This window comes from Sporosarcina luteola (genome assembly GCF_023715535.1).
Lineage (GTDB): Bacteria > Bacillota > Bacilli > Bacillales_A > Planococcaceae > Sporosarcina > Sporosarcina luteola_B.
Genome location: NZ_JAMBOI010000015.1, coordinates 12376 through 26029, shown reverse-complemented (window position 1 = coordinate 26029; position 13654 = coordinate 12376). Strand labels below are relative to the sequence as shown.

The following is a 13654-nucleotide window of genomic DNA, read 5'->3' as shown; positions in this document are numbered from 1 at the left end:
GGTCCCCCTGGTTAGTTAAGATTTAATTTTGTTGCGTATCCTTCTTTATTCTCCTGGCGCGCGCGTCCAATTGCAAGTGAACTTTCTGGCACATCTTTTGTAATGGTCGATCCAGCCGCTACGTAAGCGCCTTTACCAATTTTTACAGGTGCAACCAGATTGGAGTTGCAGCCGACAAAAGCGTCATCTTCGATTGTTGTCGTATGCTTGTTTTTACCATCGTAATTCACAGTGATTGTTCCGCAGCCGATGTTGACATGCGTTCCGACTTCCGCATCACCGATATAGCTAAGGTGGGAAACCTTGCTTCCTTCTCCTAGCCTTGATTTTTTAATCTCGACAAAATTGCCGATTTTTACATTGTCGCTGAGTCTGGAATCCGGACGGATATGTGCGAACGGGCCAACTGTCGTACCGGACCCGATGATGCTGTCCCGTACAACTGACGAATGGATGGTTGTATGATTGCCGATCTCACTGTTGGCGATATGACTATTCGGTCCAATGATACACTTTTCCCCGATGACCGTCTGTCCTTCGATCATCGTGCCTGGTTGAAGAACTGCATCCCGGCCGATTTGGGCATCCGCGCTAATATACGTGCTGCCCGGATCGATGATTGTCACACCGTTGCGCATATGGGATTCCGCAATCCTTTGGCGCATCACTTTTTCCGCTTCTGAAAGGATGACCCTGTCGTTTATACCGATTGTTTCACTGAAATCATCGGTTACATAAGCGGAAATTAATGCCTGTTCAGCCTTCAGGATGCCGATGACGTCAGGAAGATAGTATTCGCCTTGCGCGTTATCGTTCTTCACTTTTTTCAAAGCCTCGAACAATGCGCGGTTGTCAAAGCAGTACGTTCCCGTATTGATCTCGGTCACTTCCCGCTCTTGTGGCGATGCATCCTTATGTTCGACGTTCCGAAGGACGTTTCCTTGCTCATCCCGGATGATGCGGCCGTAGCCAGTAGGGTCGTCGGCATGTGCTGTCAGGATTGTCGCTTTCGCCTTCGTGTCGGAGTGGTGTGCGATCAATGCTTGCATCGTTTCCGATTTGATGAGCGGCGTGTCTCCACAGACGACGAGCGTAATCCCTTCAAGTTCACCTAACCGATCTTCCGCCTGCTGAACTGCATGTGCTGTGCCGAGCTGTTCTGCCTGAAGGGCATATTCACTTTTGGCACCGAGTGTTTCTTCTACCTTTTCTGCGCCGTGACCGACAATCGTTACGATTTTATCCGCGCCGATTCCGAGGATATGGTCGACAACGTGTTCGACCATCGGTTTTCCACAGACAGGATGCAATACTTTATATAAATCGGACTTCATCCGCGTCCCTTGCCCTGCAGCTAGGACGATGGCATATGTATTCGTCATTTGCTGGCCTCCATCCATTATTTCATTATTGACTATAGCCGAAAATAGTATAAATTTCAACTATACCCCCTTGACAACGCGATGTAATTCTTTTAATATTATTCTTTTCTTTTTTATTCCAATCAAAAAAGCACAAAACCGGAGAATATCTCTTGGTTCCGTGCTTCTTTTATATTCCATAAACTTATGCTCCAGCTTCTTCTAGGACTCCTTTTTCCTCGACCATATGATAAGCAGTGAGGACTGCATCTTGGACTTTCATCCTTGCCGATGTATTGATGGGGTGTGCGACGTCGCGGAATTCTCCATCCGGCGTACGTTTGCTTGGCATCGCAACAAACAATCCGTCATTCCCCTCAATGACGCGGATGTCGTGTACAACAAATTCACCGTCCAAGGTAATTGAAGCAATTGCCCTCATTCGACCTTCCGTCTCAACCTTTCTCAGCCTTACATCTGTCACTTCCATTACTTCCCCACTCCCTTTGTTGTTTATGTCTAGAATTTGGCTCAACGATTATATTCTACAAAAGTAAGCTTTTCCCTTTTATTTTTTCAAACTTTTTCTAAAAAACTTTTTATGGCACAAAAAAACGGCGGCCTGCTCTTATTACGAGCGGGCCGCCACTGTTATTTATTCGCCGGATAGGGCGATGACTTCGATTTCTACTGATGCGTCCTTCGGTAATCTTGCCACTTCCACTGTTGAACGTGCAGGAGTATGTGATCCGAAATGTTGTGCATATACGTCGTTCAATGCTGCAAATTGGTTTATGTCCTTGATGAACACTGTCGCCTTGATTACTTGACCAAGGGAAGAGCCTGCCTCTTCCAATACAGCTTTCAAGTTTGCGAAAACTTGGTTCGTCTGCTCTTCAATCGTTCCTTCGACGAGCAGTCCGTCCGGTGTCATCGGAAGTTGTCCGGATGTGTAAACCAATCCATTTACTTTCACTGCTTGAGCGTATGGCCCGATTGCTTTCGGGGCATTTTCTGTAGCTACATAATTCATTCCGTCCTTCCACCCTTCTTGAAATAGTTTCCTTCTTCAAGCTCGATTGTGCGATCCTTCTCATTCACTGCGCGAAGCTTGACTAAGGATAAATAGTCTTCAACGAGCACTTCCTCGGTATGTTCCGCCTCTACCAGGACAGCAATCCCTGCAAGTTCGCAGTCGAATTCCTCGAGTAGATTCTTCATGCCCGCCATCGTTCCGCCCGCTTTCATGAAGTCGTCGGTGATCAATACTCTTCTCCCGCTCTTCATGCTTCTTTTTGATAATACCATCGTCTGGATGCGGCGCGTGGAACCGGACACATAATTGATGCTGACCGTCGATCCTTCTGTCACTTTGCTGTCCCTTCGAACGATGACGACTGGAACATTCAGATGGCGGGCTATCGCATGGGCGATAGAAATGCCTTTCGTAGCGACTGTCATGATTACATCGATCTCCGTATCCCCGAATGCAGATGCAAAGACTTTTCCGATGCGGTCCATTATTTTGGGATCCCCTAAAAAATCCGTCATATATAAATAGCCGCCAGGCAATAGCCGATCCGATCGGCCAAGGCTTTCCTTTATAAGGGCCATCACTTCACGGACTTCCGTTTCGGAGACTTGCGGAATGTATTTCACTCCACCTGCAGCTCCCGATACTGTCATCAATTTGCCTGTCCCATTCTCTTCGAACGTCTCTTTAATAATTGCCAAGTCTTCACTAATGGACGACTTTGCAGCCTGATAACGTTCGGAGAAGAAAGTAAGCGGTATGAGTGTATGCGGATTATCCAATAGGTGACGCGTCATATCAACGAGTCTTCCGCTCCTTTTCCACTTCATGAGTAACAACCCCTAAACCCGAATGTTTTATTCGACATTATCATAATTGTACGCCTTTAATCAAGCAGAAAACGTTCCCCTGTCATTCTGACAGCATGGACTTCCTTACAGAAACCTTTTAATCCATTGTAAATTCTCGATACTCTCGCCTCTTGCCTGACAAACCCAAAAACGGTCGGTCCGCTTCCGCTCATCAATACAGCGTCTGCCCCGAACTGTTCCATTTTTTCTTTCAGGACGACGACCTGTGGATGCAACTGCATTGTCACTGGTTCCAAAACATTGCCCAAGGATGCGCACATTTTGGCGTAGTCGCCTGAATGCAACGCTTCGAGCATACCAGCCGTGTCGGGATGCAGAATGGAATTGACATCAAGATTGCGGTAGATATCCGCTGTAGAAACGGAGATAGAAGGCTTCGCAAGGATAACCCAACAGTTGGGGGGTGCCGGCAAATGCTCTATCTGTTCCCCGCGCCCTTTCGCTAGCGCTGTTCCTCCATGCACGCAGAAAGAGACGTCCGAGCCGATCTTTGACCCGATTTCTGCTAACTCATCCGCGCTCAGCTGCAATTTCCATAGCCGGTTCAGTCCGCGCAGTGTTGCCGCGGCATCCGAACTGCCTCCTGCTAGACCTGCGGCAACAGGTATTTTTTTGTCGAGCGTTATTTCAACCCCGTCGCGGATACCGTATTTTCGTCTCAGTAGGTCCGCCGCTTGATAGGCTAGATTTTTCCGGTCATTCGGCACAAACCGCTCGGAAACTTTCATGTTGATATGCCCATCATTCGAAGGGCGAAGCCAGACACGGTCAGCCAAGTCGACTGTCGTCATGATCATTTCCACTTCATGAAAACCGTCGGGGCGTTTATGTAGGACATCGAGTGTCAGGTTGATTTTTGCAGGTGCTTTCTCATATAACATCCAGCCCCCTCCATTCCAAGCTTGTCATTGTTCCCTATTTTACCATAGGGCGATTGGATTGCATCCTCAAACTTTACATCGATGGACGAAATAAAGAAAAGAGCTGCACGGCGTCTGTAACGACAACCATGCAGCTCCTTCTTTGTCAGTCGTACATGAGATGGGTGGAACTTAGCTGTCGTTCCTTCTCTCCGCCATTCCACGTTCGGCCATCTGTATGGCATGCTTCACCATATTACCGGCGTCACGCGACTTGATGCCTCCCCAACCTTCCCGCTGAACAACATCGTAAAAGCCAAGCTCTTTCGCAATTTCTTCCTTCAAGTGCTCAGACATTATACTCCGTCTTCTCGCCATTAGGTTTTCCTCCTTTTCGACTGACAACTTTAGTATGGGCAATGGCAATAAAAAAACACCTATGCGTCTCCGTTAAGGGATGCATAGGTGTTTTTAAATAAAAAACAATACATGATTGCTATAAAAAACTATTTGACGATGAACTCAGTGGCGTCTCCGTCATCCAGAACTGTTATTTCGACTGCTTCAGTCAAAATATCCGCGTAGCTGTAAGACACCCTTTCAAAAGCATTTTCATCCTGGTCCAGTTCAACAACAAAAACTGCCCGATACGTCTCACGAAGGACTCCGGCACGTTCGATCGTTTTCTTACGGCCGCCGTTTGCTCTTAAGTGCAAACGTTTCCCCAAATGAGCATCCAATGACTTCTTAATGTCCGCTAATGTTTTTGGCACGTCGCTTACACCTCACTGGATACTAGTATAACACTTTTAAAAAGTTCTGTCAATTAAAAGAAGAATTTTATCAGTAAAACGTTGTCATTGTCAATTCTTTTTTTGCTTTTTTCAATTGATTAAGCTAAGAAACGCCCTGTTGTCACCGGTTTTTGAAATCTGCATACAAGGCGTTCGATAACTCTCCGAACTCCTTAATGGATAATGTCTCGCCTCTTCTGCCCGGATCCATGCCAATCCGCTCAAACGCATCAAGGATCTGCTCCTTCTTCGCCTTCCCGTCAGGCAAGGAGGATTGCAGGTTGTTCAGCAGTGTTTTTCTCCTCTGTACAAATGAGCCTCTCGCCACCTTGAACAGGAAGTCCTCATCTTTCACTTCCACTGGAGGCCCCGCTTTTTTTGTCAGATTCAAAACCGCAGATTCTACATTCGGCTGCGGGATAAATACCGTTTTCGGCACAATCATCGCTACTTCGGCATCCATGTAATATTGGACAGCGATCGATAATGATCCGTATGCTTTCGTACTTGGCGATGCCGTAATGCGATCCGCCACTTCTTTTTGCATCATGATCACCATGCCGCGTATCGGAACTTTTCCTAGCAAAAACCTCATGATGATTGGCGTCGTCACGTAATAAGGGAGGTTTGCTACGACGACAATATCGTCAAATCCGCTGAACTGCTCCTCGATCACTTGATTCAAATCCGCCTCCAGGACGTCCTGGTTGATGATGGTGACGTTATCATACGGCGATAACGTATCTTCCAACACAGGAAGCAGACGGCCGTCGATTTCAAATGCAACGACCTTTCTCGCAGTTCTCGCGAGGTGCTCCGTCAATGCCCCGATGCCCGGACCAATCTCGATGACGCCCGTCTTGTCCGTCAAGCCTGCATGCGATACGATATTACGTAAAATGTTCGGGTCTATCAAAAAGTTTTGACCTAAGCTCTTTTTGAATGAAAACCCGTGCTTCTCTAAAATTTCCTTTGTTCTTATTGGCGTTGCGATATCCTTATTCATGGCCATCCTCCTCGTGCAGGACTTTTAATGCCTCCATTAATTGATGTTGCCCAATCCGGAACATTTCAAGTCTCTTTTTCAAACCTTTACCGTTCACTTGACCGATTTGCAGTAGTTCGCTTAGCCGATCGCGCCGTTTTTTCGCGTCGGGATGTCCAATAAGCCTTTCATCCAGCAGGACCCGGAGAGGGATTTCCTCAACGGTTTGAACATCGACGGAATAGACCGCTTCAAGAGCTTTTTGGATGTCCTCATCCTTCGCATGCTCAATGCCAAGCCCTTGCCCGTTCTTGGCGATTGTTTTCGATTTATGCAGAAAGGCGTGTTTGACGTCCGGAATCCGTTCTTCGATGATGGAGCGGATTCTTTTGCCCGGGAAGTCGGGATCGGTAAATACGATGACTCCACGTGTTTCCTGGGCGTGCTTGATTTTATTCAATGTCTTTTCATCGATTGCCGATCCGTTCGTTTCGATTGTGTCGGCGCCTGTTGCCCTCTTGATGGCAATCGTGTCGGATTTGCCTTCGACGACGATGATCTCCTTAATGTTCACTATGACCCTCATTTCGTTACGTTACGTTTGTTTAATTTTACGCGTCAAAGCAGTCGTTGTACAGACAATCGAACAGGGATGGGTTTGATCTGCTGCTACTACGTAAAGATGAAAAAAACCGTGGGACTGGTTAAGCCCCACGGATTGATGTGGAAAAACATGACTACTATTGGAATTAGTCGATCACTTTGACTTTCACGGTGCGACGGCCGAAATTGTACGCTGCCGCCTTAGTAGGGACGTGAAGGTCGATCTTCTTCCCTTTGATAGCACCGCCAGTATCCCCTGCGATTGCGTATCCGTATCCTTCAACCCAGACTTTCGAGCCGAGCGGAATGACACTAGGATCCACCGCAATAACTTTCAGATTCGGATTGGCTCTCAGGTTGATGCCCGTTGCCGTGGTTCCTGTGCAGCCGTTACAGTGTGCAGTATAGGCGGTGGCGGTAACATAAAACTCTTTCCCGCCGGAAGGTGCTGCCGAGCTGCCACGAGACACAGCGACATTGGATTTTTTATTGTAGGCGCTTGCCACTACTACTTTGGAACCGACCGCAACAATTTTCTTTTGCGGTTCCTCAATGACTCTTTCACTCAATAACGTACGAGATACTTCCTTGCCATTCTCTTTGACAATTTCAAACTTGCGTTCAACGGATCCCTTCTTGCCTTTTTGGACGATCTTTTCGCGTCCTTTCAGCAATTTGGCATCGCTTTTCGTTACGACCGCAAAGTTTGTTGGCTCTTCCACTACATCGGTGACCTTTTCTACGCGTACGACTTCAACTATAGAACCCGGCTTTACGAAACCGTCCGCATCACGGTTCAGCTTGTCGTTTTCATCCAATTGAATGTTTTCTCTCTTTAAAAAGTCAGCGACCGTAGTCGAAGTTGACCACATTTGTTTCTCTTTTCCGCCATCGATAAGCGTCAATTGGAACGCTTTTTGAACATTGACTTGTAGATTTTCACCAAGGTTTTCATTCAGATCTGGGGTAACCTTGTCATGCTCGGTAAGGTTAATGTCGGCCGCGGCTAAAATATCGCCGACGTTCCGATCCGTCGTCCAAAACTTTTTTGTTTCCTTGCCTGTTTGAATCTCTACTAGCTTTGCCTGTTCCCACCTAATCGATAATCCTTCCTCGATCGTGGTATTCACTGAGGGTGTTACTAAATCGTGTTCGGCAACTTCGATATCCCTACTTGCTAGAAGTTGCCCAACTGTATGTTCAGATGTTTTTATTTCAATTTGCTCATCGTTCACTTGTAGTGTGACCGATTTCTTGGATATTTCATGAAGAACAAGTGAAATGATTGAAACGAATAGCGCAAACACAAAAGCAACAATCGCTATTTGTTTACTCCTCAATGACATCGAGAACAGATTTTTCATGGTGTTTTTTGTCATGAAAAAACTCCTCCTTTATCACTCGGCAAATTATATAGCTTCCCTTTCGACGTGTCAACCCATTAGATTTTTCACACTTCATACTGAGTTTGGCTGAATTCAGTCGGAAAGCTATATAATCACCCTTCGCATTACTTCGGAATACGGAAGATCTTCAAAGCATTTTCGGTCGTTCGTTTCGCCACCTCTTCAACCGTAATTTCCTTCAGACGGGCAATCTCCTCCGCCACGAGTGGGACTAGCGCCGGCTCATTCCGTTTTCCACGATGAGGGTGGGGAGCGAGGTAAGGGGCATCCGTTTCAATCAATAAATGATCCAGTGAGATGTCGGCTGCGACTTGCTTCGGCATTTTCGCATTTTTAAAGGTGACAGGGCCGCCAAGTGAAATAAGGAAATTCATCTCAATGCATTCTTTCGCAGTCTCGACGCTTCCTCCATAGCAATGCATGATGCCGCCCGTAATTCGAGCTTCTTCTTCCTTCAGGATCCTGACGACATCCCCGGTCGCGTCACGATTATGGATGATGACGGGAAGATCGACTTTTTGCGCGAGTCGGATCTGCTTCCGGAACAATTCCTGCTGAATATCCTTTGGCGATTTGTCCCAGTAATAGTCCAGACCGGTTTCCCCGATGCCGACGACTTTCGGATGCGCCGCCAGGGATTCAATCCACTCTAGATCCTTGTCAGTACAATCAACAGCGTCTACAGGGTGCCAGCCGATGACAGCATAAATGAACGGATATTGCTCAGCTAGCTCCATTGCCTTCTCAATCGTCACCCTGTCGAAGCCGACGACGACCATTTTATTGACACCCGCGTCAAGTGCGCGTTGAATCACTTCTTTTACATCTTCATTATATTGGTCTGCATTTAAATGAACATGAGTATCGATATACATTGATGTGTCTCTCCTCACAGATTTCATTCTATTCCAATGGATTATGACTTTCGTTACAATATGTTAACAAATTGGTTAAAAGATAAAGACGGCGCCTCTTTAGGAAACGCCGTCTGTTTTTATTCATTTCACTTGTGCACCGTTTTCCAATGTCGGATCGACTGTTGCCAGTTTTAGAATCCCATTGGAACTACCGGCCAATATCATCCCTTGTGACAATTCTCCGCGTAATTTCACTGGTTTTAAATTGGCGACGACGATGACTTTCTCGCCAATCAAAGCTTCCGGTTCATAATGCTCGGCGATGCCTGAGACGACTTGACGCTGTTCGTAGCCCAAGTCGAGTTGAAGCTTCAGCAGCTTGTCTGCTTTCGGGATTTTTTCACATGCAGTCACGGTCGCGACACGTAAATCGACTTTCATGAAGTCGTCAATCGTGATTTCTTCTGCCTCTTCTTCGATTTTCACAGGCTCTTCAACCTGCTTTTCCTGAGGAGCAGTAATTGCCATCTGGTCACGGATATAGACGATTTCCACTTCCGGATCTAGACGTGGGAAAATCGGAACCCCTTTTTCGACAACTTTGGTTCCTTCAGGAATTGCTTTAAAATCTCCTAGTGTTTCCCATGCTAGCAATGTTTCATCCAATCCAAGCTGTTCGATAATCTGAATCGGCGCCTTCGTCATGAACGGCTGCAGGAGCACTGCGATTTGTCGGAGCGATTCAGCAAGATGGGCCATGACAGATGCCAATTTCCCTTTATCCGCCTCGTCTTTTGCAAGAACCCATGGAGACGTTTCATCTACATATTTATTCGTTCGTGAAATGATTGTCCAAAGCTCAGAAAGAACGACGCTGAATTGCATCTTCTCCATCGCAGTTTCGTATTTTTCGATTGCATTTGTCGTGAAGTCACGTAAAACATTATCGAATTCGGTCGCTTCAAGGCTTTCAGTCGGAATGACGCCGTCGAAATATTTATTGATCATGGAAACTGTCCGATTCAATAAGTTTCCAAGGTCATTGGCTAAATCATAGTTCGTGCGCTCCACGAATGATTCAGGGGAGAACGTTCCGTCTTGTCCGAACGGCAATTCCCTAAGAAGGAAATAGCGCGTCGCATCCAAGCCATATCGCTCAACGAGCATTTCAGGGTAGACGACGTTCCCTTTTGATTTCGACATTTTCCCGTCTTTCATCATTATAAAGCCGTGGGCGAATACTTTTTTCGGCAACGGCAAATCAAGCGCCATAAGGAAAATTGGCCAATAGATCGTATGGAAACGTACGATATCTTTCCCGACGACATGTACATCAGCCGGCCAATACTTATTGAATAGCGTTTCATCATCAGACCCATAGCCGAGCGCCGTAATATAATTCGTCAATGCATCGACCCACACGTAAATGACATGTTTCGGATTCCCCGGCACTTTAATGCCCCAGTCGAATGACATACGGGAGACAGATAAGTCTTCAAGCCCCGGTTTGATGAAGTTATTGATCATCTCATTTTTCCGGGATTCCGGTTCGATGAAATGAGGGTTGTCCTCATAATATTTCAAGAGCCTGCCTGCATACTTCTGCATATTGAAGAAGTATGATTCCTCAGCCACCCTTTCCACCGGGCGATGACAGTCTGGACAGTTGCCGTCTTCAAGCTGGGCCTCAGTGAAGTAAGATTCACAAGGGACACATTTCCAGCCTTCGTACTCACCTTTGTAAATGTCACCGTTATCAAGGAATTTTTTAAAGATCTTTTCGACGGCCGCTTTATGTCGCTCCTCCGTCGTTCTGATGAGGTCATCATATGAAATGTCCATCAATTTCCAAAGATCGATAGCGACATCCGCGATTTGGTCTACATATTGCTGCGGCGGAAGGCCTTCCTCTTCCGCTTTCTCTTGGATTTTCTGTCCGTGCTCGTCCATTCCTGTTAGGAAATGCACGTCAAATCCACGCAATCTTTTATAGCGGGCCATCGCATCTGATGCAACGGTCGTGTAAGCTGTTCCAATATGAAACTTCCCACTTGGATAATAAATGGGAGTCGTAATATAAAATGTCTTCTGCTGTTCTGCCACCAAAATACCTCCTGTGTTTCAATCTATACTATCCATATTACTTAAATTTCAACAAAAGTGCTATGTAGATACGCAGTAAATCGTCAAATTGCTCATAAACCTCTTGAAATGAGCATAAATCGTCAATAATGCTCATAATCATGCCTAGCGACGCATAAACACCCGTAAACGCTCATAAGCCGCTTCAAATGCGCATAAATGCAAAATTCTACGTATTAATCAATTACGCCTCGTTTGCTTGCTGAAATAAGTTAAATTTCCTTATTAATGCTCAATCCATCTACCATTTCCATTTCCCTAAATACAGCCCTGACTAATTACTAAATGCCTTGTCATTACTAAAAATATAAACATCCAAAGTCCTGTTTCGTTCATTTAATCTATTATTCTAGACATAGTATTAAGCTAGTTTTATTGACGTTAATTGGAAGACTTGGTATGATACTTGATAGACAAGAGGAAAATGTCGAATCTTGCCGAAAATTTAAATCTTTGTAGGAGGAAATCCTTTAATGAAATCTACTGGAATCGTTAGAAAAGTCGACGAGCTAGGACGAGTCGTCATTCCAATCGAACTTCGCCGTACACTTGGCATTGAGCAGAAAGATGCTTTGGAAATCTATGTTGATGACGACAAAATCATCTTAAAGAAATACATGCCGAATATGACTTGTTCAATCACAGGAGAAGTGTCCGACAATAACTTGCAGCTTATTGACGGAAAGCTGATTTTAAGTCCTGATGGTGCTAAACAACTCATTAAAGAGATCGAAGAGAAGATAAAATAATACTATCTAAATGATAATGATTTGAATCCAGAACAAGTACTCGTTCTGGATTTTTATTATACATTCCCGTTCACATGGTACTCCTGATAGACATCCCTTTTTGACATTCCTCTTTCCAATGCCACCAATTTAATTGCTTCCTTCGATGAAACGCCTTCTTTTTCCATCACCATTTCCACATGCGAGTGAATACTTATATCCTTCCACCAATTCTCCACGGCTTTCTCAACGGCTTCATTCCCAGCAATAACGAGACAGAATTCCCCTCGAATTTCATTAGACCCCGCCCAGGAAACGGCTTCCTCAAGCGTTCCACGAAGAATCTCTTCATACCGCTTCGTCAACTCCCTCGCCAACACAACTTGCCGTGAACCGCCGAATGCTTCCGACAAAGCCTTGACCGTTTCCTTCAAGCGATGGGGAGCCTCATACAGTAGCAGAGTCTCTTCCTTTTGCTTCAGCTTTTGTAATTGCTCATTGCGCTCCTTTTTATGCCGCGACAGGAATCCAATGAAGGAGAACGGCTGTGTCTGTAGCCCGGAAGCAACCAATGCACTGATGGCTGCGTTGGCTCCAGGGACTGGAACGACATCAAACCCTTCTTCAATCGCTTTTGCAGCAATATCATTCCCGGGATCGGATATGCATGGCATCCCCGCATCACTCACCAAGGCGACCGTCTTCCCTTCCGCCAATAAAGATAGGATTTTCTCTCCACCTTTTTCAAGATTATGCTCATGGTAGCTCATAAGCGGCGTTTTTATCTCGAAATGGTTGCAAAGCCTGATTGTATTCCTCGTATCTTCAGCCGCTATCATATCCGCTTCCTGCAGGATCCGAATAGCCCGGAATGTCATATCCTCCAAATTGCCGATCGGCGTCCCGACGAGAAACAGCTTTGCCACACCTGCTTCAGCACTCTTCTGTGATTTCATCGATATGCTGCCCCTTCCTCATATATCGTTCCTTAGCAGGCCGTGTCAATTGCTTGAACTGATATTCAGCCCGCATTGCATCCTGCTTCGTTTCATAGCTTTCCCGGTAAATGAGACGGACCGGAAGCTTAGCACGCGTGTATTTTGCGCCCTTTCCTTCATTATGAGTTCGGATACGCTTTTCCAAATCATTTGTATAGCCTGCATAGTAAGAGCCATCATTGCATTCAAGGACATAGAACAGATGCTCATTCATCTTGTCCATATAATAAAAGCCTCACTTCTTCGGTATACTCCCCATCTTCACCATATACATAAAGAGGCGGCAATATCTTCAAATCAGGCTTCCCATCTTTTATTCCTTCAATTAACAACGTATTCGCCTCTTTACCTTCTTTCGGATACACGAACCGGATTCTTTTCGGTTCAAGCCTGTTCGCCCGCATCGCTGTCACAATATCCAGCAGCCTGCCCGGCCGGTGAACGAATGCCGCTTTCCCGCCCTGCTTCAACAGCTCACTGGCGGACTGTACGGCTTGTTCTAAAGTCAGACGGATTTCATGCCTTGCGATGGCAACATGTTCTTTCAAGTTTTTCTCACTCGCTTCAATAGCAGGAAAATAAGGTGGATTGCAAGTGACCGTGTCATATTTCTCATAGCCGATTTTCCCGGCAATTCCGATTACATCGTCATTCACAATAGTGATCTGTTCATTCAACTTATTATAGCCAACACTTCTCTGTGCCATATCCGAGAGCTTGTCCTGCAATTCAACTGCAATAATATCAGCATTCGTCCGGGCACTAAGAAAAAGTGGAATGGCTCCGTTGCCTGCGCATAAATCGACAATCTTCCCCGAACGGATCGGTACATATGCAAACTTCGCAAGCAGGACAGCATCGAGCGAAAAAGAAAAGACAGAAGGACTTTGAATGATTCGCAGGTTTTCCGCCAATAGATAGTCCAGTCGTTCATCATCTTTCAATAAATTCTCCATTCGGTTCTCCTCCAATAAATAAAAAAGAGCCGATGCCTACATGGTTATAGGATCGGCTC

General features: G+C 45.8%; 16 protein-coding genes. 1 reads left to right on the top strand and 15 read right to left on the bottom strand.

The genetic code is table 11. The annotated features are described in order from the left end of the window. Positions 1 to 11: 11 nt before the first annotated feature. From glmU to metG, 12 genes are all read right to left on the bottom strand, one after another. The gene (gene glmU / locus M3191_RS16670) at positions 12 to 1382 is read right to left on the bottom strand and encodes a bifunctional UDP-N-acetylglucosamine diphosphorylase/glucosamine-1-phosphate N-acetyltransferase GlmU (protein ID WP_251701493.1); all 1371 of its coding nucleotides are present in this window, start codon (positions 1380 to 1382) and stop codon (positions 12 to 14) included. 184 nt (positions 1383 to 1566) lie between these two features. Next, positions 1567 to 1851 carry a septation regulator SpoVG gene (gene spoVG / locus M3191_RS16665; RefSeq protein WP_251701492.1) on the bottom strand — a complete coding sequence of 95 codons (285 nt, stop codon included), beginning with the start codon at positions 1849 to 1851 and terminating at the stop codon, positions 1567 to 1569. 165 nt (positions 1852 to 2016) lie between these two features. Continuing rightward, positions 2017 to 2394, bottom strand: coding sequence for a RidA family protein (locus tag M3191_RS16660; protein WP_251701491.1), 378 nt, complete (start codon positions 2392 to 2394; stop codon positions 2017 to 2019). Continuing rightward, entirely contained in the window at positions 2391 to 3224 is an 834-nt protein-coding gene (gene purR / locus M3191_RS16655) for a pur operon repressor (RefSeq protein ID WP_251701490.1), read from the bottom strand. The genes M3191_RS16660 and purR overlap by 4 nt, the downstream gene beginning before the upstream one ends. A gap of 56 nt (positions 3225 to 3280) precedes the next feature. Further along, positions 3281 to 4147, bottom strand: a complete 867-nt coding sequence (ispE, locus tag M3191_RS16650; RefSeq protein ID WP_251701489.1) for a 4-(cytidine 5'-diphospho)-2-C-methyl-D-erythritol kinase — start codon at positions 4145 to 4147, stop codon at positions 3281 to 3283. 171 nt (positions 4148 to 4318) lie between these two features. Beyond that, positions 4319 to 4504, bottom strand: a complete 186-nt coding sequence (locus tag M3191_RS16645) for a small, acid-soluble spore protein, alpha/beta type (RefSeq protein ID WP_060205970.1) — start codon at positions 4502 to 4504, stop codon at positions 4319 to 4321. A 128-nt stretch (positions 4505 to 4632) separates the two neighbouring features. After that, positions 4633 to 4899, bottom strand: a complete 267-nt coding sequence (gene veg / locus M3191_RS16640) for a biofilm formation stimulator Veg (RefSeq protein WP_251629891.1) — start codon at positions 4897 to 4899, stop codon at positions 4633 to 4635. A 142-nt stretch (positions 4900 to 5041) separates the two neighbouring features. Next, complete coding sequence (gene rsmA, locus M3191_RS16635; RefSeq protein WP_251701488.1) at positions 5042 to 5926, bottom strand: 16S rRNA (adenine(1518)-N(6)/adenine(1519)-N(6))-dimethyltransferase RsmA; 885 nt, start codon at positions 5924 to 5926, stop codon at positions 5042 to 5044. Continuing rightward, positions 5919 to 6479: a ribonuclease M5 gene (gene rnmV, locus M3191_RS16630; protein ID WP_251701487.1), complete on the bottom strand. Its 561-nt coding sequence runs from the start codon at positions 6477 to 6479 to the stop codon at positions 5919 to 5921. Before rnmV ends, rsmA begins: the two co-directional genes overlap by 8 nt. Before the next feature lie 175 nt (positions 6480 to 6654). Next, entirely contained in the window at positions 6655 to 7887 is a 1233-nt protein-coding gene (locus tag M3191_RS16625; protein WP_251701486.1) for a G5 and 3D domain-containing protein, read from the bottom strand. Between the two features lie 131 nt (positions 7888 to 8018). Beyond that, complete coding sequence (locus tag M3191_RS16620; RefSeq protein WP_251701485.1) at positions 8019 to 8789, bottom strand: TatD family hydrolase; 771 nt, start codon at positions 8787 to 8789, stop codon at positions 8019 to 8021. Between the two features lie 123 nt (positions 8790 to 8912). Then, positions 8913 to 10874 carry a methionine--tRNA ligase gene (metG, locus tag M3191_RS16615; protein WP_251701484.1) on the bottom strand — a complete coding sequence of 654 codons (1962 nt, stop codon included), beginning with the start codon at positions 10872 to 10874 and terminating at the stop codon, positions 8913 to 8915. A gap of 512 nt (positions 10875 to 11386) precedes the next feature. On the opposite strand from metG, the gene M3191_RS16610 reads away from it, so the two are divergent. Then, positions 11387 to 11662: an AbrB/MazE/SpoVT family DNA-binding domain-containing protein gene (locus tag M3191_RS16610; protein WP_251629903.1), complete on the top strand. Its 276-nt coding sequence runs from the start codon at positions 11387 to 11389 to the stop codon at positions 11660 to 11662. Positions 11663 to 11718: 56 nt separating this feature from the next. Here the strand turns inward: M3191_RS16610 and rsmI are convergent, their stop codons facing one another. The 3 genes from rsmI to M3191_RS16595 are packed head-to-tail and all read right to left on the bottom strand — an operon-like array spanning position 11719 to position 13595. After that, positions 11719 to 12597, bottom strand: coding sequence for a 16S rRNA (cytidine(1402)-2'-O)-methyltransferase (gene rsmI, locus M3191_RS16605; RefSeq protein ID WP_251701483.1), 879 nt, complete (start codon positions 12595 to 12597; stop codon positions 11719 to 11721). After that, positions 12575 to 12862, bottom strand: coding sequence for a GIY-YIG nuclease family protein (locus tag M3191_RS16600; protein ID WP_251701482.1), 288 nt, complete (start codon positions 12860 to 12862; stop codon positions 12575 to 12577). Before M3191_RS16600 ends, rsmI begins: the two co-directional genes overlap by 23 nt. Further along, positions 12846 to 13595, bottom strand: coding sequence for a tRNA1(Val) (adenine(37)-N6)-methyltransferase (locus tag M3191_RS16595; RefSeq protein WP_251701481.1), 750 nt, complete (start codon positions 13593 to 13595; stop codon positions 12846 to 12848). The genes M3191_RS16600 and M3191_RS16595 overlap by 17 nt, the downstream gene beginning before the upstream one ends. Positions 13596 to 13654: the final 59 nt, after the last annotated feature.